The organism is Sphaerotilus mobilis (assembly GCF_004216565.1).
In the GTDB taxonomy this organism is placed as follows: domain Bacteria; phylum Pseudomonadota; class Gammaproteobacteria; order Burkholderiales; family Burkholderiaceae_C; genus Sphaerotilus; species Sphaerotilus mobilis.
This window is the reverse complement of the sequence record NZ_SGWV01000007.1, coordinates 1-22460: the sequence shown is the minus strand read 5'-3', so window position 1 is coordinate 22460 and position 22460 is coordinate 1. Positions and strand designations below refer to the sequence as shown.

Genomic DNA, 22460 nt, shown 5'->3' with positions numbered 1-22460 from the left:
TCCGGCACCCGACAACGAACTGCAAACCTCGACTACCACGGAGACGCTTCCCCTAAACTGGGGATGCCGTCAAACGTCATTTCAGGCAGCATTGATCAAGGGCGTGTTCGTGCAATGGACTAACACGCAGGCTAGCGAACCAATAGACGGGGATGTCCAATGTTCCAGTGTTGCCAACGATGGGTCGCTGTCGCAGTTCTGATTTTGGCGCTGCCGTTAGCCTGCGAACCTGCAAATGCGCAGGAAATGTACCATTTACCCTTGCAGCGTGAAGGGCAAGCTAGCGTCACGATTGACGACCAGTCACGAACCGCGTTCATCGTTGACCTCGGAAAGAGCGGCGATGGCAATCAAGTGGTGATCAATGGTAAGCCCTTGGTGGACTTCGTGGCTCTCGAAAAAAAAGTTGAGAACTTCGTCGTCGCCTGCTCGCATCCGCATGCGGACCATATGGGTGGAATCGAGGCCCTGTTCAAGAATGCCAAGCGCAGTTTCTACTTTGATGGGGATCTTTCCAAGCCGAAGTTCAAGTCTATCACTGTGATTGACGACGGCGTGTCCAACTCGCTGGCGAAGCTTTACGAGAGTTTTGCCAAATCCGTTGACGGTAGAACGGACATCAAGTTCACGCGGATCGCAGTCACAGATGCGGCGGGCCGCCCGGGAAATGCATACCGACAATTGGCTGATCTACAGAAGGCGCTGACGATCGAGAACGTTGCCTACGACCGTAAAGGCAAGGCCAAGGAGCACGGACGATCCATCGTCACGCTGACCAGATTCAAGGACGGACCGGTGATTGCGGATTTCGATGACGCGGATTCAGCAGCGATCCGCTCCGCAGTGGACAAGTTGAAGGCGTCAGGAATCAATAAGATCGATGTCTTTGTTGTGCCGCATCATGGGTCCAAGTACCACGACATATCTCCTATCCTTGAGTTAAATCCGCATCAGGCCATAATCGCGGTGAACCCGAATAATCGGTTCGGCCACCCAACCTCGCCCATCCTCGCTCGGCTGATGAAGGGACTTGGTGCAGAGAATGTTATTTTCACGGGCTCGCTGGAGAGTGTCGTAATAGACAAGGGCGGTGTTCGCCCCTCGATGCACACAGCCGCAAACCGGGACAGCTACGCGCTGTTTGTCGAACACGCACGGTCTCGAGTCGAGAAACAGGCGCCATCCAAAGCTAAGGCCGAGGAGCTTGCGCTCTTTGACGAGATCCGCACGATGATGTTCAAGGCGCCACCTGAGTCATTCGGTCCAGGTACCAGCCCTATTCCGCCTTCGCCGAGCCCGAACCGGCCCTCCGGCGGTGCCGGTTCGAGCGGCGGCGGGGGGGCGACAGAAATACTGGATGCGCGTTTGGCATCGCACGGCAGCATATTGACGCCAGGTTTCGAGGCTGGCTATCTGCCGCCCCGCGGAATGCCGGCGCAGGACCTGAAGAAGAACAGGCCGTTTTCTCCAGCTACGTCCCAAGCTACCCAACCGGTTGCATATGTTTCGGTAGCAACAGAGGAAGCTGCGAGAGCTCCTGTTGCGCTCGCTACGGCCCCTGCCAACACTGCGGTGCGATACCTCTCGCCGACCGGTCTGGACAGTGCGGTGGTACCGACAAACTGGAGCGTCCCGGGCACCTCGACGACCGCCCGCAAGCAAAATGCCTTGCCAGATGGCGGCATGGTCTATCTCAATGGCGGTGCAGTCACCCTCGTAGGCAACGACACGAGTCTGGTTGATGCAACTGTGGACACATGCGGCACGCGCGTATGTCTGCGCACGCCGAAGATCTCGTTTGAATTGCCTTTTGGCGACGTCCAACTGTTCAAAGAAGTCTGGCACCGGGTAAGCGTTGGAGTGGACGCGTTCTATCTCAGCATTAATCCGCGCAATGAATATCTGAAGGATCCGGCGCGGTTCAAGGACATTCCTGCTGGAAGGATGCGCTTCGGAAGCGGAGTTCCGATGGCAAGCGACGGCGCGATGAACGAGGTTGTCACTGCTGGCGGAATCGCTAGGTCGAGGATCGGCATGATTCTCTGGGACGCCGACGTCGCATTCAAGTCCGCTGCGCTCGGCGTGGACGCGAAATCAGGCACCAAGTCTGCTGCCTACGCGTCTGTGGGTGCTGAGGAAGGCGAAGCAGGCAACGTCCAGGCTGACTTGGCGGTGGGTACGGACAACCGCTGGTGCCGTCTCTACTGGACCAGTGGATCACCAAGGCTGGTACTAAACACGGCGAGCAAGCGGGTCGTGTTTTCTGGTGATGCCGTTGTGGCAAAGTCCGAAGCAATGAAATTGGTCGCAGGGGATCTGCGGCCCTACGCACAGGGTACTTGGTGCCAGCGCGAGAAGCGTCTGGCCGCTAGGCTGCAGCGCGAGGCAAACACTACTGCACAAGGCTCGGCCAGTCTGCAACGCCTGCGCGAGTTGTCGCAAATGCAGGCGTTCGCGGTTTGGGCGAAGGCAAGAAACTTGGCCGGTACTCCTGCCATTCAGTGGAACGAAACGCAGAGCGGATCTGCTGCCGTGCCAACCTGGACATCAGGCATTCGCTCGGCGCCCGTTTTCCAAGTGCAGGTGCAGCGCTCCAAGCAAGGGGGTAACAGTTCGCACGCCGTTCACATGCACTTCGATGATGGGAAAACCTACATCGAGTGCTTCGCGAAGCCTTGGCGCAATGTCGATGTCGAGTGGAGAGCGTTGGGTTTGCGCAAGGAGGGGGATGCCTGGCAGATCACGAGTAGCAGGGATTCGGAAGCGATTTCCAACTGGTTGACGGCTTTCGCGTCTAAGGTCGCTCGTTGTGGAAATGGGGTCCTTCTCCCAACCTTGACTGTCGACGGGCTTGGCGAGGACGACGCATTTGAGGGCACGTCAACAATCGGACCGGTCCAGCATGTAATGTCCTCCCAGATTCACGGTGGCGTGCTGCTGGCAATGCTGGCAGAGCGCAACTTCGCTGAGGCATTTGAACCTGAAGCTGCTTTGTGGTCCCCGGCAGGCTCGCTTTTCCTTCGCCGGCAGGCGGGCGAGGTCTCGTTCTGGAGTGTTCCTCCAGTTTCCAGTGGCGCGCACGCTGTTGCGCAACGTATCGTGTTCTCCGACGCCAAGATTACGGAGATTCGGGCGGATGAGGGAAAAGTGCGGATCGCTCTAAGCACCGCTGCGGGCTCGATCGTTCGCAAGGAAACACGTGCGAAGGCAGCGGACCCTGTCGGACCGGGTCTGGAAGTCCTCGAGGCCTATCACGCAAGCACGGGGGATTCAGTCCTACAGAAGGCTGTTCGCAGTTGCCCCGCAGGCGAGACGCAGGAGCACAGCCAGACCGGGTGCCTTCAGCGGGCGGACATGTCGGCCAAGGAAGCGCTACACGCTACTTTCAAGGATGAGGCGCCTCCGCAAGTCGCTGTCATGCGCATGGTTGGCGATGGAGTCTGGGTCGTCGAACTGGACATGCGGCATGTCCAGGCTGCTATTGATGAACAGTGGAAGGCCGGCGATCAGAAGGAGATAAACCACGCTTTGCACATTTCGCGTAGCTACGCGCTGTGGGGATTCCGCGTTGAGGCAGCCTCAATATTGATCCAAGCGAGCAAGGACATTTCAGCCGAGTCACAGGACACTATCCTCCTTGCGCAAGTACTTCGGATGGGCGATGGTGTCGATCCGGCGCAGTGGCGGCGGCTCAACTCGATCGTCCGGGAACTGTTCGATATTGAACGTGGCTTGAAAGCAAAGACCGTTACTGCAGACGCCGCTGCGACGCGCATCTCCAAGTTGTCTGCTACCCTGGACCTACCAACCATGCGCGTAGATGGATTGCTGATGGGGTTGGCGAGTGATATATCTGAATCGATAGCTGTGCAAGTGAGGAGTGCAATCGTTCGGGAGCGGATGACTGCTCTAGCGAAGTCTTGGAAAATTAAGGCTCAGACGCTGGCTGCCCTCGATGCAGGAATTCTCGACGAGGAATAGCGCCTCCACGCGAGATAAGTAGGTGAGCATGCGGGCCGCGGAAAGGTGACTGGCCCGGTCGTGGTGAGTCTGCTTGCTCGGAATACTCGCAAGGATGCATCGCAATTCTATCCAGCGTCGAGCCGACGGGCGGACCAAAGGTGGAGTATCTAATGCATTTCGCTAGGCATCAATTGCCGCCGCCCCATGCTCCCGTTTGATGAATTGTTTGGGTCGTATTTCCTGCCATTGCTTTAACATCTGCACGGATGACAGGTGATTGAGCAAAGGCTGGGGGATGCGGTGGTTGTACGTGGCTAGGTGTCCGCCCTGAACTACCCGCGGCCCCGATTAACACGATCAAGTTGGGGCGTCTGCGGATGGACTGGGTTGCGAGGATTAAATCGAGTGTTGACGATCACCTAGAACAGACCCGGAGGTGCGGACAATTTCTTGGACTTATTGGGGAGGTTCAAGTTTTCATAGCATACGTGGACGAGGTTCGAGCCATTCAGTTCTACGTCAAGCTGGACAAGCGCATTGGCTAGATCATTCTTCATCTTGGCTATCCGTCGAAGAACGAGCTCTTGAGTTGGCATCGCGAGTACGAGCATTGCCTTAACGAGCCTGCCGGCAACGTATGCCAGCCAAGATACTCGCAGGCGCACAAGGATCTGGTCGTTCGGCATTACCGCGAACACGGCCGTTGCATCGCTGCGACCATCAGGGCGCTGGGCTATCCAGCGAGGCTATTGCTGTCCGAGTCGCTGCAGGAGATCTATCCGCAGGAGCGCACAAGCGACCTCGGTTGATCCCGAGACCTGGCTCCTGCAGCCAAGCAATCTGCCGTGTTTTGATGCGTGCCCCGTAGGTCGCCAAGACCAGTTGGGCAGTTCCTAAAACCATCGCGCCGACCGTTTTTGGCAGGTGATCTACGTCTTGACGGCTTGCACAGTGTCATCGCATGTCGAATTCGAAGGTCAGTCCTACCCTGCGGCCTGTCTTTCAGCCCTTCGCTCGGGGGCGCGAAGGGCTTTTCTGCCCTCACACCGGCCTCGCAGACGCACCCGTGCTCTTGACCAGCCACACCAGCCTGCGCGCGTTGTACGCCGCGCTCTGCAACGTGATGGCCAGCGCATTGCGTGCCAGCGTCATCGCCCGCACGCACTTGCCGCCTTGCTGGGCCAGGCTGGCGAAGATGTGCTCGACCCGCGAGCGGGTCCGGTTGATCGTGCGGTTGCGCCGCTTCAGCCGGGTCTTAGCGGTCTGCCCCGGCTTGGCCCGCCGAGCGATGCCGTCGACCAGGCCGTGCTGGGCCAGCACCTGCCGATTGGCCTGGCTGTCGTAGCCCCGATCAGCCAACAAGCGGTCGCGCGTGTTGGTCGCCTGCAGCACGTCGGGGAGTTGCTGGCCGTCATCGGCATTCGCCGCCGTGACCTTGATCGTGCGGATGAGCTTGTAGCGGGCATCCGCGTTGGCATGCAGCTTGTAGCCGTAGTAGCTCTTGCCGTGCTTCTTCGTCCAGCGCGCATCGCCGTCGGTGTGTGCCATGCGCTTCTTACTCCAGCCCTCGGGCGTCTCGTCCCGGTTGAGCGCCTCGCGCTCGGCGGTGTTGGCCTGGGTGATCGGCGCGGCCACGATGCTGGCGTCGACGATCTGCCCGCCACGCGGGATGAAGCCGTGCTGCTGCAATTGCTGGCTCAGGGTCTCGAAGATCGCCCGTCCGCCCAGCCCGCCTTGCGCCAGGCTCTGCCGGAAGCTCCACAGCGTGCGGGCATCGGGGATGTTCAAGGCACCGTCGAGCCGACAGAAGCGCTAGAAGCTCAGCCGGTCGAGCACCTGGTGCTCGCACTGCTCGTCCGACAGGTTGTAGAGCCCTTGCGGGAAGACCATGCGCACCAGCACCCCGGTCGGCGGGTACGGCGTGCGCCCGCCCGCCCTTCTTGCGATCCGCGCGCGGACAGGCCACATCAACTGCCACGACCATCGCCGCGAAGTCCACCAGCGCATCGATCGCCGCCAGCGTCTGCCCGTAGCCCTCGAGCTTGGCCCTGCGCTGGCGCGCCAGGAACAGGTCGTGGAAACACTTCTTCCTCAGGGAAGAAGCCCGAGGGCTTGATGCGTCGCGTGATCATGGCGCCGATGGTGCAGGTTCAGGCTGCGGGCGAACATGGAGGTTTAGAGAAGCGCCCTGTTGGGTGACGGAGGGGTCCTAGGTACCGAAAGCAATCATGTTGGAGTCTCGACCGCGGAGTGATGCGGCTGTCGTGAATGCGATCTTGGCAGTGAGAGCACCCTGCGTGCTTGACTGACGCTCGGCTGAAAGAATTGCGCCGCAGGTCGGCGATGTCATCGGGTTCGGGGGGAGGGGGGGCGGGCGCCTTGACACAGCGCGTGTGGCGCGATCAGCATCGGCTACGCCCGCCACTTCTGCTTTTGCCCCATGGCCCTAGACACCGCGCCCGACGACAACCGATCGCCCGCGCCGCGCAACCTGATCATCTGCTTCGACGGCACTAACAACAAGTTCGGCAGCGAGAACACCAATGTCGTGCGCCTTGTGCAGTCGCTCGAGCGAGATCCGCGTCGGCAGCTCGTCTACTACGACCCGGGCGTAGGTACGCTCCCCGAACCAGGCCTGTTCACGGGCATTGGCAAGAAGATCTCAGAGATCGCGGGCTTGGCGTTCGGGGTCGGCCTCAACGGAAAGATCACCGGCGGCTACCGCTACCTTATGGAGCACTGGCGCCCGGGCGACCACATCTACATCTTTGGCTTCAGTCGTGGCGCTTATACGGCGCGCGCGCTTGCCGCGTTGCTGCACTTGTTCGGCCTGTTGCCTGCGGGCAGCGAGAATCTGCTTCCTTATCTGATGCGCAAGTTCATGTCGTCGAGCCGCGAGTACAAGGCGGCCGGTACGCAAGGGGCAGTCAAGCCCGGCGTGGAGCCCTCTGGTCCCTACCGGGACTTCTGCGCGGCGTGGCGCGATGCCTTTGCGCGCGACGTGCCTGGCCAGTCCGAGCGGCGCTTGCCGGTTCACTTCATTGGCGTATGGGATACGGTTAAGTCGGTCGGCTGGTTCTGGGAGCCATTGAGCCTGCCGTTCACCGCGTTCAATCCGGGTGTGGCGATCGTGCGTCACGCGATCGCCTTGGACGAGCGCCGTGCCTTCTTCCGGCAGAACCGCTTCAGCGCCGGGCCCGCCGAGTTTGGGCAAGACTTGGTCGAACGCTGGTTTCCCGGGGTACATGCCGACGTCGGCGGCGGGTATCCGCCGGAGCAAGGTTCGCTCTGGCGCGTCGCCTTCTGCTGGATGGTGGCTAATGCGCATTTGCATGGCTTGGCTTTCGACGTGGCGCGTCTCGAGCGTGTGATCCGCGTCGGCCTCACGCCAGAAGTTGGTGCTGAGGCGCCCGGCAGCGTTGAAGCCGTTCTGGCCGACGCTGCGGCGATGCAGTCCTGGGTCGAGCCGGCCCACGTCTCGCTTACCAAGGTTTGGTGGCCCGCTGAGGTCTTTCCTAAGCTGGTGAGTGAGCGCGTGCAGGTAGGAAGTGCTTGGGTCTGGAAGAACCGACTGCGGTTGAATCTCGGTGCGTATCGGACGTTGTCGAAGAATTCAATGCTCGACGATTCGGTTGTTCAGAGGATTCTGGCACTGCCCGGCTATCGCCCGCGACATGCACGCTTGGCAACATTTCCGGAAACTGGGCAAAGTTCAGAGGCAAGGTCGCTCCTAGGTTAATGAGCGTACGCGGTCTAAGCACGGAGTAATGGAGACGCGCCGGTCGGACTCAATCTTGCAACGGCTGCTGCCGGCCAGTGTCATGTGATTATTTGCCATAAGATGGTTGCCACTATGGGGAGAATCTTCTGGGATCGTCAGCCCCAATCGTCGTTGACGAGCCGCCCGAGGGTAGCCGCGCTGCCGCGTATGTTGTCGAGAAGACTGGGCTGCTGCCGGTTTCATGGATACCTGGCGGTCATTGACCTGGTTGCGACGATGCCGGCCCGATCCCGGCACCCGATATGTCAGCAGCACCTCACATTGCTGTCGCTCGGGCCAGCCCTGACGGCCAAACCAAACGTCTGCTTGATGGAACTGAGTGAGTTCACAGGCCGGCCGCGACCGGCCGCACCCGCTGCATAGCAGTCCTTCACCATGGACACCGGGCGTCCCCTCGCTCAGCTCGGTCGGGCCGTTGCGCTTCGCGTCGAGTCTTCGGACTGCGTCCTGCGTCTCGCCCCTCCCGGGCGGCCGTCCCTGACGCAACTCGGCCAGGCCGGCGGTGCCAGCGGTCATGAGGTGCGTGGCCTGTTCCGGTGCCCGGTGATCGCTGGCCTGAAGCCGGAAACCGCCTGAGCAGCTGCGCCGCCCAGGCCGGCCCGCTGGCCGAACAGCCGGTCGGCGCTCTTCGTTTACCTCGCGGCTGATCGGCATCACCGATCACCCGCCACGCTCACTCCCGGGCCGCGCGAACACCCACCCCAACAGCCGAACAGCCGAGCCGGCTCGCCCCGTCTCGCCCGCCGCGCCAGTCGTCCGCTGTCGCTCCCTCGGGGGCACGTCGGCCGCAGAGCCGCCGGGGTTCAGGTCATCGCGGTCGGCTCCGATTCTCTGCGCCGCCCGCACACAGGAGGCAGCCCTGCGCCAGACCGGCCCACCGCGCTCCCCCCACAAGCCCCCGTCCTGTGGGCGAGGGGGACTTGTGGGGGGATCTTTCAGCGGTGGGCCAGGAGACTGGCGCACCGCGTCGGCTGCTGGGCACAACCCCACCCATCCCCAACCCCTTCCCGTGAGGGAAGGGGCCCTGCCCACCCCCCGCCCGCCCGTGGGCGGGTGCGAGGAAGGTCCAAGCGAGAGGATCGGTTTCCAGGACTCCCGGATCGGGATCCGGCCGATGCGCTCACCCTTGGAGACCGTCATGGCCCACGTCCACGTCACCCAGCGCCACGCCCACCTGGCCGGCGCCGTCAAGCTCGACACCGTCAATGGCCGCGAAGGCCCGATCGCCCGCGCCGTGCTCACCGCGATCAGCAACAACCGCCGCGGCTCCGGCGACAACCGCAACGAGGAAGCTACCGCGATCCAGTGGACCTTGTGGGGCGCCCAGGCCGAGAACGCGGCGCGCTACCTCGGCAAGGGCTCGCACGTCAACATCATCGGCCGGGTCCGGAACCACCGGTACGAGAAGGACGGAGAGACCGTGCACACGCTGACCTTCACGGCCGACGAGATCGACTACCTCGACAGCCGCGCCGAGTCCGAAGCGCGCCGCGAGCGCGAAGGCCAGTCGGAGCCGCACGAGGACGCCGACACCCGCACGGATGCCCGCATGGATGCCCGCACGCCGGCCACCGCCGCCAGCGCCCACCAGACCCGCGCCCCGCGCGGAGCGCACAAGCCGCGCGCCGACCGCCAGCCCGCCCAGTCCGCCGCCTGAAGCCGCTCGACCGGGTCGGCCCCCTGAGAGATCGCCGGCCCGGTCCTTCCACCGCACACCGAAGGAACCGCCATGTTCACGACCACGACCAGCCCCGCGCCCATCCCCATGTTCAGCCAGGGCCGCGCCCAGCTCGCCACCCGCTTCGCGCGCAACACCCGGGTGGTGCGCAGCGAGACGCCGATGGACGACGACCAGATGCGTCGCACCGCGCCGTCGATCTTTGCCGAAGGCAAGCACGCCAGCCGCTCCGAGCGCTACGCCTACATCCCAACCATCGATGTCCTGCGCGGCCTCAAGCGCGAAGGCTTCGAGCCCTTCATGGTCGCGCAGAGCCAGAGCCGGATCGAGGGCAAGACCGCGTACACCAAGCACATGATCCGCATGCGCCACGCCGGCCAGGTCCAGGCGCGCAGCGAGGCCCACGAGATCATCCTGATCAACAGCCATGACGGGGCCAGCGCCTACCAGATGCTCGCGGGTGTCTTCCGTTTCGTCTGCTGCAACGGCCTGGTGGTCGGCCAGACCGCCCACGACATCCGCATTCCCCACAAGGGCAACGTCCAGCACGACGTCATCGAAGGCGCCTTCCGGGTGCTCGACGACTTCCAGGCCGTCGGCGAGTCGACCCAGGCGATGAAGGCGCTGACGCTGGACGATGACGAGGAACACGCCTTCGCGACCGCCGCGCTGGCCCTGCGCTTCGGCGAGACCGTCGACGGCCTCAGCCCCGCGCCGATCACCGCCGCGCAGCTGACGATGCCGCGCCGCATCGAGGACGTCGGCTCCAGCCTGTGGAACACCTTCCAGCGCGTGCAGGAAAACGCCCTGCGCGGAGGCTTGCCTGGCCGCAGCGCCCAGGGTCGCCGCATCGAGACCCGCCCGGTCGGCAGCATCGACCGCAGCGTCAACATCAACCGGGCTTTGTGGATCCTGGCCGAGGAGATGCGCAGGCTCAAGGCCTGAGCCACCCCGCCCCACGGGTAATGCCATCGAACGTGCCGGCTCCGACGAGGGGCCGGCGCGTCGTCGTGCGCGCCCGAGACGGTTGGGTCACCCAAAAAGCGGCTCGCCGGCCGCATGGCGGCCAGCTCGCGAGGCCCGGCCGCGACCCGTCGAGGGTCGGCCGCCGGGCAGAGGTCCGTGGCTTGCCGAGACCTCAGCGCCGGAGCAGGTAGACCGTCACGGCCCAGGTCATCGTCGACGAGCACAGCGCCGTCGCGGCGTGCAGCATCCACCGTTCCCAAGGTCGTTCCAGTCGATCGTGCAACCGGTTCAGGGGCTGCACCAGCCGCTGGATCTGTGGCTCGATTTGCTGGGCGAAGCAGGTGCGCGTGGTCTCGTTCATCGCCTGGGTCTGCACCGACACCATCTCCTCAAGCGTGCGCGTCGCCTGCTTGGCGATGTGAAGCCCGAGCTCGACCTTGGCGCGGCTGCTGCCCTGGGCCACGGCAGCCTGGAACTTGGTGGACTGCTGCACCAGCGTGGCGGCCGACTCCTTCAGCGCGAGGTCGGACGCCCGCAAGGCTGCCTGGGTCTGCTCGACCTGTTGCAGCAGCTGACCCAGGTCGCCGATGGCCTCGGCGATCAGGGCCTCGCGGGTGGTGCTGGGGCGGCTCACGGTGCGGACCTCGACGGGTGATGCCGCTGAGAGGTGTCCGAGGTCGATGCCCCGAGGCGCAGCGCTGCAAAGCAGGCATCGAGCTCGGGCACGACGCCGATGGCCAGGCGGCGGATGGCCAGCCGCTGCGCCAGCGCCAGACGCTCGGTGCTGTCGGACGTTGCTGCGATCTGCGCCTTGTAGTCGGTCGGGTCGGCGGCCAGGGTCGCCAGGTCGACACCACTGCCCTTGGCGTGCCCGTAGACCTCGTTGCTGCCAAGCCTGCACTCGGGCGTGACCCGGGCAAGTGACGTCATCCGCGCGAAGGCCAGCACCGGCTCGAACACCCGCTCGAGCTCGCGCTCGTCTTCGACCATGTTGAAGACCACGCGCACCTTGTCGGGCGGGATGCCGATGCGCGAGAGCTCGGCCAGCGTGGCGATGGTGTCCTGCTGCTGCTTGGCCGCCGGCACCGTCGGGACGACGTAGTGGTCGAAGTCCTCGTGGCTGCCCCGGTAGCGGCGCATCAGGCCCAGCAGCTCCTCGACGTTGCTCGCGCCGATGTCGACGACGGCGTCGTCGACCACCTGCAGGAACTCCTGCAGCTCGGCGAACTGGCGGCCCCGGATGACGTGGTCTTCGCCCTCGCCCGCGTTGATGCTCTCGATGGAGACGAGCGACGCACCGGGCAGACGGGGGGCGAGCAGGTGGCGGGCGATCGTGGTCTTGCCCACGTTCCCGGAGAAGCTGATCACGGCGACTTTCATCGTGGGTTCCTCACTTGCATCAAGGGGTTGGTGATGTGGCCCTTCATGAAGGCCTCGGCGATCTCCTTGCCACTGCGCGGGTCGGTGGCAAAGGGCGTCGGACCGAGCCACGGCACCGCCGCAGCGGGCGCCGGGATCGGTGGGCCGACGGTCGACGCGACTGGAGGCGGTGTCGGCACGCGGGCGTCGGGCCGTGTCACCTCGCGATGGACCGTGGAGCGGCTGACCACCACGCCGACGGCCGCCAGCATGTGGCGGATGGCCTCCAGGCTGTAGCCGCTCGCCCGCAGCCGCCGGATCTCGGCGGCGTGGACCAGGGCCTTGCGGTTGGCACGGCCTGGCGGGCGTGTGGGTTGCAGGTGCATGCGATCGGGCTGCATCGGTGACGCATCGAATCTCGACCGGAACGAGGCCCAGAGGAGCGATGGATTCGGGGTCCGATCTGTCGCGCGAACCGCCTGGGACGACCTGAGACAAGCGCGTGGTGATCGGCTGTTTCGGATCTGTTCCGGTTTTGTGCCGGTTGTGCGCCGGATCTGTTCCGGATGCGGATCGGAAGCGGTTCGGTCCTGTTCCGGTTCTGCTCCGGATTTGCTTCGGATGTGGATCGGATTCGGGTCGCCAACAGGTCCCGGGGTGCGCGAAAACGGTGATTCGAGACCGGACGTCATCGGTCTTGAGGCCTTGAATCGGGTCCAGACTTCAGACGGAGGTGAGTGCAGAGATAGGCGGTCTGCCGCCGATTTCACAAGTCCCTCGATCCGTCCCTTATCCGTCCATCCCCACCATGAACCTCGACTTCGTCGCCGTCGACATGCGCGGCCTGAAGGCCGTACTGGTGGCGCGTGCCCAAGTTGATCGCATGACCGTGTAGGTGCTCTTGAGAACGGCTGTGGCCCGTGAGTTGGGTCTGGCGGGAGAGTGCATCATCGCGGCGCGGTCGGACGTGTAGGCGGCATCGACTGGGACGGTCAAACTGACAATCCGCATGAAGGCCGAAGAGGTGCGACGGATGGACGAGGTCGCACCCAGTGCAGGCCTGCCACGTGCGGCCTACCTTGTTGGATTGCTCGCCCAGGTGCCGATCTTGGTAATTGGTGGACGTCACGCCGAGAGCGTCGCTGCGTTGGTCCGAGCCAATTCCGAACGCGTGGACTTCACGCAATCCTTCTTCCGCCACTACCACGTGCCGGGCTTCGCGCACACCGGCCGGCTCGAAGCCGGTCCAGCAGTCGGCGCGAGGTCGCGATGAGATGTTCATGGCGCTGAAGGACTGGGTGGAGCAGGGCACTGTGCCCGACGCCATCACCGTCAGCTCGTCGAACAACGTGGTGTCGCTGCCGCTGTGCGTGTATCCGAAGAAGATCACCTATTCGGGCAGCGGTGCGGTGACGGCGGCTGCGAGCTACGGCTGTCATTGAACGGGGTGGCCGGCGCGCGAGGGTCGGCCAACATCACAACCGGTGATGTGCCACATCGCCGTTTGTGCATTGTGACGAGCCGACCGATACCGGACGATCCGCTGCCTCGAACGGCAGACCATCCGGTGCGGAAGGTTCGCGCACGGATGGCATCGGAGTCCCGCCATGTCACCCTACGCCGCCAGTCCCTTCTTCTCCTCGCGCCACGCCGTCGTCGAACTGGCGAGGCGGCGCTGGTTCGAAGAAGGCGTGCCGCCGACCGGCGTGATCAGCGAGGCGGTGTTCCAGTCGTGGGCGCGGTGCCAGCGCACGCATGCCAGCCCCTCGGGCGACGTCGAGTTCCAGCCCGTCACGGTCAGCCGGGCCCATCTGGCCCTGCAACGCAACCGGGCCCTGACGCAGGCCTGGGATGCGGAGATCGCGCAGCTGCAGATGCTGCTGGGCACGACCAGTTGCGCGGCGATGCTGTCGGACGCGAGCGGCGTGATCATCGGCGCGACCTGCGCCGGCCGGCCACACGAGTCGCTGATGCCGGTGGCCACGCGCATCGGCGTGGACCTGTCCGAAGAGGCGGTCGGCACGACCGCGCCGGGTGTGGTGATCCGCACCGGGCGTTCCGTCAACGTCCAGGGTGTCGAGCACTTCTTCGAAGGCGTTCGACAGATGCACTGCGCGGCCGCGCCGATCCGCGACGTGCGCGGGCGGGTGGCCGGCGTGTTCGACATCTCCAGCGAATCCATCCCCTTCCAGTTCGACGCGGCCGCCGTGGCGTCGCACTTCGCCAGCGCCATAGAGAACCGGCTGCTGGTGGCCCAGTCCGACGATCATCTGGTCATCCGCGTGCAGGTCTCGCCGACCTTGCTGGATTCGGTCACCGTGGGGCTGATCGGGGTTGATCGCAGCGGTCGAGTGGCCTGGTTCAACGACGTGGGCGCGCGCATTCTCGGGCTCTCGTCCGGGCCGGTGCCGGATCTGGTGATGCCGCTGGCCGAACACGCCTTTGCGCTCTCGCTCGATCGACTGGCCTCGCTGCCTTCCAGCGGTGCGGCACCGCTGCCGCTGCCCAACGGGCTGACGGTGTGGGCCCGGGCCGACATGACGGCCCGTGACGGTCGCCGTGAGCTGCATGCGGCCGTGCCCCCGGTCGTGACCGAAGAGGTCATGCCGGCCATGCAGGTATCCGCCGCCGCTGTGGAGCCGGTCGCCTGCCAGGAGGGGGGCGCCCTGGCCGCGCCGCTCGACCTCGCGGACCGCTCGCTGCGTGACCTCAATGACGAGCTGATCCAGCAGGTCTTGCGCGAGTGCGGCGGCAACCTCTCGGCGGCGGCTCGCCGGCTGAAGGTCTCGCGCGGCTGGATCTATCGCCGCCTCAAGGACGTTGCGGGCCACGGTCCGCTCGGTCCGCACTGAGTTCGCAACCCTGGGCACCTGGCCGGTTGTTCTCAATCGGAACAGGTAGTGCCTGGGGCAAACCCGATGTGCGTGCGAGCGGCATGTGGCACCTAAGGTCACGTCCAACGCACATCTTCGACGCACAGCTTCGACGCTGAATCAGACGCACCTCGCGTCGCCCACAACAGGAGACCTCAACATGGTGAACCCGTACCTTCCGCAAGGCCCTTCGGCCGACCTGAGCCCCGATGCTGACCGTCTGATGGACCGACTGGAGCAGGGCCTGATCGCAGGACGCCTGAGCCGTCGCGGCTTCATTCAGGCGGTCACCGCAGCCGGTCTCGCGACCACCGGCCTGAGCGCGCTGGCCGATGAACTCGACGCGATGCGCGCCAATCAGGACGAGCGTGCGGCCAAGCTGCAAGGTGCCTACGACTACATCGTCGTCGGCACCGGCAGCGCCGGCTCGGCATTGGTCGGCCGCCTGGCGGCCCGCACCGATGCCAGCATCCTCGTGATCGAGGCCGGTGACTGGGACACCGCGCCGTCGGTGCTGGACCCGAGCGTGTGGTTCACCAACCTGGGCTCCGATCGCGACTGGAAGGACGTCGCCATCGCCTCGCCGTCGACCAATGGCCGCGCGATCCCCGAGCACATGGGCAAGGTCGTCGGTGGTGGCAGCAGCATCAACGCGACCATCTGGGCGCGCCCCTTCAAGGGCGACCTCGAGTACTGGGCGCAGGAAGCCGGTGACGCCCGCTGGGGCTACGAGCAGGGCCTGGCGATCTACCGCCGCATGGAGAACTGGCAGGGCACGCCCGATGCGCGCTATCGCGGCAAGGGCGGTCCGGTGTGGTGCCAGCACGCGGCCAATCCGCACCCGATGGCACCGGCCATGCTGGCGGCCTGCCGCAGCCTGGGCATGCCTGTGCTGGACGACCTCAACGGCGCGCGTGAAGAGGGCTCGGGCGGCTTCGCGCTGATGAACCAGATCATCCGCGACGGTCGTCGCCAGAGCATGGCGCGGTCCTATCTGTACCCGGTGCTGGCGCGCAAGAACGTCACGCTGCTGGTGCGCAGCCACGTCGACCGCCTGACCTTCGACGGCAACCGCGTCACCGGCGTCGAACTCAACATCGGCGGCAAGGTCCGCACGGTGCAGGCCAAGTCCGAGGTGATCGTCAGCTCCGGTGGCATCAACACGCCCAAGCTGCTGATGCTCAGCGGCATCGGCCCGGAAGAGCAGCTGCGGCAGCACGGCATCAAGACCCGGGTGAACGCACCCGAGGTCGGCGAGAACTTCCAGGATCACCTGCTGCACGGCGGCTGCCTCTTCGAGCCGAAGGAGCACATGCCCCATCGCAACAGCGCGGCCAACGCGTCCGGCTTCCTCAAGAGCGCCGCCTCGCTGGTGACGCCGGACGTGAACCTGGTGCAGATCGAGCTGCCCTATGCCAGCGACGTGGTCGGCAAGCAGTACGCGCCCCCGCCGACGTCATGGGCCCTGTGCGCCGGTTTGGTCGGCCCCAAGAGCCGCGGTGCGGTGCGCCTGCGCTCGGCCGATCCGGCCGATCGCCCGATCGTCGACGCCCGCTTCCTGAGCCACCCGGACGACGTCAAGGCGCTGGCCTACGGCATCGAGGTCAGCCGCGAGATCGGCAACTCGGCGGCGATGCGCGACTTCGTCAAGCGCGAGGTTGCACCGGGCAAGAAGCTCACCGGCGCGGACATGGAGAACTTCGTGCGCGACGGCGCCACCACCTACTTCCACCAGGCCGGCACCTGCCGCATGGGCAAGGACGGCAAGGCGGTCGTTGACGCCCAGCTGCGCGTCAATGGCGTGAAGGGCCTGCGCATCGCCGACAGCTCGATCATGCCGCGCATCGCCTCGGTCGCGACCATGGCCACCTGCGCGCTGATCGGCGAGCAGATGGCCGACATCCTCGCGCCCGTCAAGGCCTGAACCCGAACGCATCACCGATCAACACCAGATCACGGAGCACACCATGGAAACCCAACTTCTCATCGACAACGAGGCGCGTGCCGCCACCGGCCAGGCGACTTTCGAGCGGCGTCACCCCGCCACTGGCGAACTCGTGACGCGCTCGGCCGCCGCCAGCGTCGCCGATGCCACGGCCGCCGTCGAATCGGCCCATGCGGCCTTCCGCAAGTGGCGTCTGACGGGGCCGACCGAGCGCCGCCGCGTGCTGCTCAAGGCCGCCGACGTGCTGGAGTCCAAGACCCCCGCCTTCATCGAGGCGATGGCTGCTGAAGTCGGTGCTTCGGCGCTGTGGGCCGGCTTCAACGTCTACCTCGCCGCCAACCTGTTCCGCGAGGCCGCATCGCTGGCCACGCAGATCCAGGGCGAGACCATCCCGACCGACAAGCCCGGCGCGATGTCGATGACGGTGCGCCAGCCAGCTGGCGTGGTGCTGAGCATCGTGCCGTGGAACGGCCCGGTGGTGCTGGCCGCGCGTGCCATCGCCTACCCGATCGTGTGCGGCAACAGCGTGGTGTTCCGCGCCTCCGAGACCAGCCCCCGCACACACATGCTGGTGGCCGAGGCGCTGGTCGAGGCTGGCCTGCCCGCCGGTGTCCTGAACGTGCTGACCAACGCACCGCAGGACGCGCCCGAGGTGATGGACGCGCTGATCGCCCACAAGGCGGTGCGTCGCATCAACTTCACCGGCTCGACCCGCGTGGGCCGCATCATTGCCCAGAAGGCCGCGACCCATCTGAAGCGCTGCCTGCTGGAGCTGGGCGGCAAGTCGCCGCTGGTGGTGCTCGACGACGCCAACATTGACGAGGCCGTCAAGGCTGCCGTGTTTGGCTCCTTCCTGTACCAGGGCCAGATCTGCATGTCGACCGAGCGTCTGGTGGTCGACGAGTCGATCGCCGACGAGTTCGTCGCCAAGTTCGCCGCCCGCGCGAAAGAACTGCCGGCCGGTGATCCGCGCCGCGAGGCCATGTGCGTGATCGGACCGATGGTGGCCAAGGAATCGGGCAACCGCCTGAACGCCATGATCGACGACGCGCTGGCCAAGGGCGCCACGTTGGCCTGCGGCGGCCGTGCGGACGGCGCGCTGATGCCCGCGACCATCGTCGACCACGTCAAGCCCGGCATGAAGATCTACGACGAGGAGACCTTCGGCCCGATCACCACCATCGTGCGCGTGCGCGGCGTCGATGAGGCGATCGCGGTGGCCAACGACACGGCCTACGGCCTGTCGGCCGGCGTGTTCGGCCGCGACGTCAACCGCGCACTGGCCGTCGCCATGGAGATCGAGACCGGTTCCTGCCACGTCAACGGCGCGACCGTGCAGAACGAGGCCCAGGCACCCTACGGCGGCACCAAGGACAGCGGTTACGGCCGCTTTGACGGCCGTGCGGTGATCGACGAGTTCACCGAGCTGAAGTGGATCACCATCGAGCCGTCGGTCCAGCAATATCCGGTTTGATGACCGTTTGATGCCGGCCTGACCGGACATCCCGACGCCCCGTCACCTCTGCAGGTGGCGGGGTGTCGTCACGTTCGCGGGCGCCTCAGCCCTCGTCGTCCGCGAACAGGTCCACCACCACGCCGCGCAGCCATTGGCTGGCCGCCGAGCGGTGTGACTTGGCGTGCCAGAACAGGTTGATCGCGATTTCCGGCAGCTTGACCGGGTGGGTGACGTAGCGCAGGCCGAAGGGCTCGACCAGATGCTTGGCGAGCCGCTCGGGCACGGTGGCCACGAGGTCCGAGCCCTGCAGGATGTGGCCGACGCTGACGAAGTGCGGCACCGTCAGGCTGACCCTGCGGTCCACGCCCGCGCGCTTGATCAACTCGTCGACCTTGCCGTGCCCGGTGCCCGGCGACACCACGACCAGGTGTTCCGCGCGGCTGTAGTCCTGCAGCGTGATGCGGGCCTTGTCCAGCGCATGGCCGCGCCGGAACAGGCAGACATAACGCTGCTGGAACAGGCGACGCTGGAAGAAACCGGCCTTGAGCTGCGGCAGCAGGCCGATGGCCAAGTCGACCTTGCCGGCCTCCATCTCGTCGCGCAGGTTGACCACCGCATTGCGCACGGTGCTCAGCGTGACGCCGGGCGCCTCCTGTCGAACGCGGTCCATCAGCGCGGGCAGGAAGACGATCTCGCCGATGTCGGTCATGCCAATGGTCACGGCGCGCTTGTAGGACGCCGGGTCGAAGCGGGTCTGCTGGTTCAGGCCGCTCTGGATCATGCCCAGCGCATAGCCCACCGACTCGGCCAGCTGCTCGGCAAACGGCGTGGGCAGCATGCCGGCCGGCGTGCGCAGGAACAGCTCGTCGCCGAACTGGCGCCGCATCTTGGCAAGCGTGTTGCTCACCGCCGGCTGCGTCAGCCCGAGCGTCTCGGCCACCCGCGAGACCCGGCGTTCGACGATCAGCTGCTGGAAGACGACCAGCTGATTCAGGTCGATGTCCTTGAGCTCCATGGCTGTCTCCTATCACTGTCCATGATGATCAATATACGGCGGATGTTATTGGCTGAATGACGGCCTCCCACGACCATACGGGCCATCCCAGACAAGCCGCACAGGCCAGACCAAGGTCCCCATGGAAGTCCTGATCCAGCCGCTGAACCGCATCCTCCAGGTCGAAGCCGGCGACAACCTGCTGGAAGTCCTGCGTGCGGCCCAGATCCCGATGTCGTACTCCTGCCTGGCTGGGCGCTGCGGCACCTGCCGCTGCCGGCTGGTCGATGGCGAGGTGCTCGAAGGCGGTCAGGCCCAGCAGCATCCGCTCGGCGAGGGCGACCACATCCTCGCCTGTCGCACCTTCATCACCGAACCCTGCACGATCGAGATCCCCGAACCGGACGAGGTGGTCGTGCATCCGGCGCGCATCATCAAGGCCACCGTGCTGGCCATCGAGGACCTGACCCACGACATCAAGCGCCTGGTGCTCAAGCCGGCCAAGCGCATCGAGTTCTCGCCCGGCCAGTACGCGCAACTGCAGTTCACGGCCGAGCATGTCCGGCCCTATTCGATGGCCGGACTCGACAGCGATGACACGCTCGAGTTCCACGTCCGACTGGTGCCCGATGGTCGCGTCACCGGCTACATCGCCCAGCAGCTCAAGGTCGGCGATGCGGTCAAGGTGAGTGGGCCGCTGGGTTCGGCCTTCCTGCGCCGCAAGGGCGAGATGCCCATCCTGTGCGTGGCCGGTGGCACGGGGCTCGCGCCCATCCTGTCGATCGTGCGCGGCGCCATCGCGGCTGGCATGGCCAACCCGATCCACATCTACGTCGGTGTGCGCTCGCCGCGCGACATCTACGGGCTGGACTGGCTGCAGCAGCTCCAGCGCGACCACCCGGCCATGAAGGTCCACGCTGTGGTCACCTCCGGTGGCGACCCGCGCGTGCACCGCTGCGGCATGGTCACCGACGCGATCGAGCAGGATTTCCCCGACCTGACCGGCTGGCGCGCCTACCTGTGCGGCTCGCCGCCGATGGTCGAGGCGGCCACGGTGCTGGCGCGCCGCAAGGGCATCGACCCGCGCCACGTCTACGCCGACGCCTTCTACGCACAAGGAACTTGAGGATCCCCACCATGCATGCACCCCAGAACCTGAGCCCGGAGGCGCGGCAGCAGCGCCAGGCCTTCTACGACCGCATCGGCCAGAAGAACATGACCCCGCTGTGGGAGGTGCTCGGCGCGCTGGTGCCGCCGCAGCCGCGTTCGCCCGCCCAGGCCGCCCATTGGCGCTATGCCGAGCTGCGCGACCAGGTGCTCGAAGCCGGTCGGCTCATCACCGCCGAGCAGGCCGAACGCCGCGTGCTGATCCTCGAGAACCCGGCGCTGCGCGGCCAGTCGTGCATCACGCAGTCGCTCTATGCCGGCCTGCAGTTGATCCTTCCGGGCGAGGTGGCTCCGGCGCATCGCCACACCCAGTCCGCGCTGCGGCTGGTGATGGACGGCGAGGGCGCCTACACGGCGGTGGACGGTGAGCGCACGACCATGCGACGCGGCGACTTCATCATCACGCCGGCCTGGACCTGGCACGACCACGGCAACCTGGGCAATGAGCCGGTGGTGTGGCTGGACGGGCTGGACATCCCCATCGTGCGCTTCCTCGATGCCGGCTTCGCCGAGCGCAGCGAGCAGAGCTCGCAGGATGCGCTGCGGCCCGAGGGTGATGCGCTGGCGCGCTACGGCTCGAACATGCTGCCGATGGACTACCAGCCGAAGCTGGCTGATCCGACCAAGGTGTTCGTCTACCCGTTCGAGCGCACCAAGGCCTCTCTGGCCGGCATCGCGGCCGGCCCGATCGATGCCCACCACGGCCACAAGCTGCGCTACGTGAACCCGGCCACCGGCGCCTCGCCGATGCCGACCATCGGCGCCTTTGCCCAACTGCTGCCCGCTGGCTTCGAGACCTGTCCCTATCGCTGCACCGACGGCACCGTGCACGTCTGCCTGGAAGGCGGCGGTGAGGTGCAGGTCGGCGACCAGTCCTGGTCCTTCGAGGAGAACGACGTGTTCGTCGTGCCCTCGTGGCACACGCTGACGCTGCGTGCGCGGCGTCAGTCCATCCTCTTCAGCTTCTCGGACCGGCCGGTCCAGCAGGCCCTGGGCCTGTGGCGCGACGAGCGGCTCTGATCCGCGACGTCGAACAGCATCTACCTTCAAGGAGACCCCATGAAACTTGCCATCGAGGCACCCCGCCAGCACACGCTGGCCATCGCCGGGCGCGACGAGCGCTTTCCCGTCAACCGCGTGTTCTGCGTCGGCCGCAACTACGCCGCCCACGCCCGCGAGATGGGCAAGGACCCGGACCGCGAACCGCCGTTCTTCTTCATGAAGCCGGCCTCGGCCGTGGTCGATGCCGCCTCGCCGACGAGCGTGCCCTATCCGCCCAAGACGGCGAACTACCACCATGAGATCGAGCTGGTCGTGGCGCTCGGCAAGGGCGGCCGCAACATCCCGATCGCGCAGGCGCTCGAACTCGTCTACGGCTATGCCGTGGGCCTGGACATGACGCGCCGCGACCTGCAGCTCGACGCGCGCGACAAGGGCCGGCCGTGGGAGTTCGGCAAGTCGTTCTCGCTGTCCGCACCCATCGGCGCGCTGCACCGGGCCGAGGACATCGGTCATCCGGCGTCGGCCACGATCTCGCTGACCGTCAACGGCGCGCCGCGCCAGTCGTCGGACATCGCCAAGCTGATCTGGTCGGTGGCCGAGTCGATCGCGTATCTGTCCGAGTACGAGGACCTGGAGCCCGGCGACATCATCATGACCGGCACGCCCGAGGGTGTGAACGCGGTGGTGGCCGGCGACGTGATGCTCGGCCAGATCGACGGCCTGGGCGCCATCGAGGTCCGCGTGACCGCCTGAGACCACGCCCTACAAGACGACAGCAGGAGACAGCCATGAGCGAGCCTTCCACCGCATCGAAGGTCTTCCCGATCACCCCGCAATGGGAGGGCGACGGCACCCACCGCATCCCCTTCCTGGCCTACACCGATGCGCAGATCTACCAGCGCGAGCTGGAGCGCTTCTTCTACAAGGGCCACTGGTGCTACGTCGGCCTGGAGGCCGAGATCCCCGAGCCGGGCGACTACAAGCGCACGGTGGTCGGTGAGCGCTCGGTCATCCTGGTGCGCGATGCGGACGGCTCGATCCACGTGGTCGAGAACGTCTGCGCCCATCGCGGCATGCGCTTCTGCCGCGAGCGCCACGGCAAGGCGAAGGACTTCGTCTGCCCCTATCACCAATGGAGCTACGGCCTCAATGGCGACCTGCAGGGCGTGCCCTTCCGGCGCGGCGTCAAGCAGGACGGCCAGGTCCACGGCGGCATGCCCTCGGACTTCAAGACCAGCGACCATGGCCTGACCAAGCTGAAAGTCGCCGTGCGCGG

Annotated in this window: 19 protein-coding genes; 13 read left to right on the top strand and 6 right to left on the bottom strand. The window is 65.6% G+C overall.

The window, feature by feature from the left end:
- The first annotated feature begins 204 nt into the window (after positions 1 to 204).
- The gene (locus EV685_RS00400) at positions 205 to 3981 is read left to right on the top strand and encodes a ComEC/Rec2 family competence protein (RefSeq protein WP_130480027.1); all 3777 of its coding nucleotides are present in this window, start codon (positions 205 to 207) and stop codon (positions 3979 to 3981) included.
- Positions 3982 to 5004: 1023 nt separating this feature from the next.
- Here EV685_RS00400 and EV685_RS00395 read toward each other — a convergent pair.
- Both EV685_RS00395 and EV685_RS20840 read right to left on the bottom strand, forming a co-directional pair.
- The gene (locus EV685_RS00395) at positions 5005 to 5751 is read right to left on the bottom strand and encodes an IS5 family transposase (RefSeq protein ID WP_242615345.1); all 747 of its coding nucleotides are present in this window, start codon (positions 5749 to 5751) and stop codon (positions 5005 to 5007) included.
- Between the two features lie 24 nt (positions 5752 to 5775).
- Complete coding sequence (locus tag EV685_RS20840; RefSeq protein WP_242615344.1) at positions 5776 to 5931, bottom strand: transposase; 156 nt, start codon at positions 5929 to 5931, stop codon at positions 5776 to 5778.
- A 472-nt stretch (positions 5932 to 6403) separates the two neighbouring features.
- On the opposite strand from EV685_RS20840, the gene EV685_RS00390 reads away from it, so the two are divergent.
- The 3 genes from EV685_RS00390 (at position 6404) to EV685_RS00380 (ending at position 10367) form a co-directional block, all read left to right on the top strand.
- Positions 6404 to 7702, top strand: a complete 1299-nt coding sequence (locus EV685_RS00390; protein ID WP_130480026.1) for a T6SS phospholipase effector Tle1-like catalytic domain-containing protein — start codon at positions 6404 to 6406, stop codon at positions 7700 to 7702.
- 1180 nt (positions 7703 to 8882) lie between these two features.
- Positions 8883 to 9401 carry a single-stranded DNA-binding protein gene (locus EV685_RS00385; RefSeq protein ID WP_130480025.1) on the top strand — a complete coding sequence of 173 codons (519 nt, stop codon included), beginning with the start codon at positions 8883 to 8885 and terminating at the stop codon, positions 9399 to 9401.
- Positions 9402 to 9473: 72 nt separating this feature from the next.
- Entirely contained in the window at positions 9474 to 10367 is an 894-nt protein-coding gene (locus EV685_RS00380) for a DUF932 domain-containing protein (RefSeq protein WP_420820792.1), read from the top strand.
- A 193-nt stretch (positions 10368 to 10560) separates the two neighbouring features.
- Here EV685_RS00380 and EV685_RS00375 read toward each other — a convergent pair whose 3' ends face one another.
- From EV685_RS00375 to EV685_RS00365, 3 genes are read right to left on the bottom strand one after another with little or no spacing between them, the layout of a single operon-like run.
- On the bottom strand, positions 10561 to 11022 hold the full coding sequence (locus tag EV685_RS00375) for a hypothetical protein (protein ID WP_130480024.1): 462 nt from the start codon (positions 11020 to 11022) through the stop codon (positions 10561 to 10563).
- Entirely contained in the window at positions 11019 to 11768 is a 750-nt protein-coding gene (gene stbB, locus EV685_RS00370; RefSeq protein WP_130480023.1) for a StbB family protein, read from the bottom strand. Before stbB ends, EV685_RS00375 begins: the two co-directional genes overlap by 4 nt.
- Positions 11765 to 12133, bottom strand: coding sequence for a hypothetical protein (locus EV685_RS00365; protein WP_130480022.1), 369 nt, complete (start codon positions 12131 to 12133; stop codon positions 11765 to 11767). Before EV685_RS00365 ends, stbB begins: the two co-directional genes overlap by 4 nt.
- A 623-nt stretch (positions 12134 to 12756) precedes the next feature.
- On the opposite strand from EV685_RS00365, the gene EV685_RS00360 reads away from it, so the two are divergent.
- From EV685_RS00360 to EV685_RS00340, 5 genes are all read left to right on the top strand, one after another.
- Complete coding sequence (locus EV685_RS00360; RefSeq protein ID WP_130480021.1) at positions 12757 to 13020, top strand: hypothetical protein; 264 nt, start codon at positions 12757 to 12759, stop codon at positions 13018 to 13020.
- 7 nt (positions 13021 to 13027) lie between these two features.
- On the top strand, positions 13028 to 13189 hold the full coding sequence (locus EV685_RS00355; protein WP_165396675.1) for a tannase/feruloyl esterase family alpha/beta hydrolase: 162 nt from the start codon (positions 13028 to 13030) through the stop codon (positions 13187 to 13189).
- A 165-nt stretch (positions 13190 to 13354) separates the two neighbouring features.
- Complete coding sequence (locus EV685_RS00350) at positions 13355 to 14599, top strand: helix-turn-helix domain-containing protein (RefSeq protein WP_130480019.1); 1245 nt, start codon at positions 13355 to 13357, stop codon at positions 14597 to 14599.
- A gap of 181 nt (positions 14600 to 14780) precedes the next feature.
- Complete coding sequence (locus EV685_RS00345; protein WP_130480018.1) at positions 14781 to 16544, top strand: GMC family oxidoreductase; 1764 nt, start codon at positions 14781 to 14783, stop codon at positions 16542 to 16544.
- Between the two features lie 43 nt (positions 16545 to 16587).
- Positions 16588 to 18039, top strand: a complete 1452-nt coding sequence (locus tag EV685_RS00340; protein ID WP_130480017.1) for an aldehyde dehydrogenase — start codon at positions 16588 to 16590, stop codon at positions 18037 to 18039.
- 85 nt (positions 18040 to 18124) lie between these two features.
- On the opposite strand, the gene EV685_RS00335 is transcribed toward EV685_RS00340, so the two are convergent.
- Positions 18125 to 19036 carry a LysR family transcriptional regulator gene (locus EV685_RS00335; RefSeq protein ID WP_130480016.1) on the bottom strand — a complete coding sequence of 304 codons (912 nt, stop codon included), beginning with the start codon at positions 19034 to 19036 and terminating at the stop codon, positions 18125 to 18127.
- A 121-nt stretch (positions 19037 to 19157) separates the two neighbouring features.
- Here EV685_RS00335 and EV685_RS00330 point away from each other — a divergent pair, with 121 nt between their 5' ends.
- The 4 genes from EV685_RS00330 to EV685_RS00315 all read left to right on the top strand — a co-directional run.
- The gene (locus EV685_RS00330; RefSeq protein WP_130480015.1) at positions 19158 to 20141 is read left to right on the top strand and encodes a 2Fe-2S iron-sulfur cluster-binding protein; all 984 of its coding nucleotides are present in this window, start codon (positions 19158 to 19160) and stop codon (positions 20139 to 20141) included.
- A gap of 11 nt (positions 20142 to 20152) precedes the next feature.
- Positions 20153 to 21202: a gentisate 1,2-dioxygenase gene (gtdA, locus tag EV685_RS00325; protein ID WP_130480014.1), complete on the top strand. Its 1050-nt coding sequence runs from the start codon at positions 20153 to 20155 to the stop codon at positions 21200 to 21202.
- Between the two features lie 39 nt (positions 21203 to 21241).
- Positions 21242 to 21937: a fumarylacetoacetate hydrolase family protein gene (locus EV685_RS00320; protein WP_130480013.1), complete on the top strand. Its 696-nt coding sequence runs from the start codon at positions 21242 to 21244 to the stop codon at positions 21935 to 21937.
- 35 nt (positions 21938 to 21972) lie between these two features.
- Positions 21973 to 22460 (top strand): Rieske 2Fe-2S domain-containing protein (locus tag EV685_RS00315; protein WP_165396674.1); only part of this gene is annotated, 488 nt, incomplete at its 3' end.

What these genes read in the sequence shown, in the direction of transcription:
- EV685_RS00355 (WP_165396675.1), top strand. Translation starts at nt 13,028, where the DNA reads ATGGCGCTGAAGGACTGGGTGGAGCAGGGCACTGTGCCCGACGCCATC.
- EV685_RS00385 (WP_130480025.1), top strand. Translation starts at nt 8,883, where the DNA reads ATGGCCCACGTCCACGTCACCCAGCGCCACGCCCACCTGGCCGGCGCC.
- EV685_RS00380 (WP_420820792.1), top strand. Translation starts at nt 9,474, where the DNA reads ATGTTCACGACCACGACCAGCCCCGCGCCCATCCCCATGTTCAGCCAG.
- EV685_RS00330 (WP_130480015.1), top strand. Translation starts at nt 19,158, where the DNA reads ATGGAAGTCCTGATCCAGCCGCTGAACCGCATCCTCCAGGTCGAAGCC.
- EV685_RS00365 (WP_130480022.1), bottom strand. Translation starts at nt 12,133, where the DNA reads ATGCACCTGCAACCCACACGCCCGCCAGGCCGTGCCAACCGCAAGGCC.
- EV685_RS20840 (WP_242615344.1), bottom strand. Translation starts at nt 5,931, where the DNA reads ATGTGGCCTGTCCGCGCGCGGATCGCAAGAAGGGCGGGCGGGCGCACG.
- gtdA (WP_130480014.1), top strand. Translation starts at nt 20,153, where the DNA reads ATGCATGCACCCCAGAACCTGAGCCCGGAGGCGCGGCAGCAGCGCCAG.
- EV685_RS00390 (WP_130480026.1), top strand. Translation starts at nt 6,404, where the DNA reads ATGGCCCTAGACACCGCGCCCGACGACAACCGATCGCCCGCGCCGCGC.
- EV685_RS00345 (WP_130480018.1), top strand. Translation starts at nt 14,781, where the DNA reads ATGGTGAACCCGTACCTTCCGCAAGGCCCTTCGGCCGACCTGAGCCCC.
- EV685_RS00350 (WP_130480019.1), top strand. Translation starts at nt 13,355, where the DNA reads ATGTCACCCTACGCCGCCAGTCCCTTCTTCTCCTCGCGCCACGCCGTC.
- stbB (WP_130480023.1), bottom strand. Translation starts at nt 11,768, where the DNA reads ATGAAAGTCGCCGTGATCAGCTTCTCCGGGAACGTGGGCAAGACCACG.
- EV685_RS00320 (WP_130480013.1), top strand. Translation starts at nt 21,242, where the DNA reads ATGAAACTTGCCATCGAGGCACCCCGCCAGCACACGCTGGCCATCGCC.
- EV685_RS00335 (WP_130480016.1), bottom strand. Translation starts at nt 19,036, where the DNA reads ATGGAGCTCAAGGACATCGACCTGAATCAGCTGGTCGTCTTCCAGCAG.
- EV685_RS00340 (WP_130480017.1), top strand. Translation starts at nt 16,588, where the DNA reads ATGGAAACCCAACTTCTCATCGACAACGAGGCGCGTGCCGCCACCGGC.
- EV685_RS00360 (WP_130480021.1), top strand. Translation starts at nt 12,757, where the DNA reads ATGAAGGCCGAAGAGGTGCGACGGATGGACGAGGTCGCACCCAGTGCA.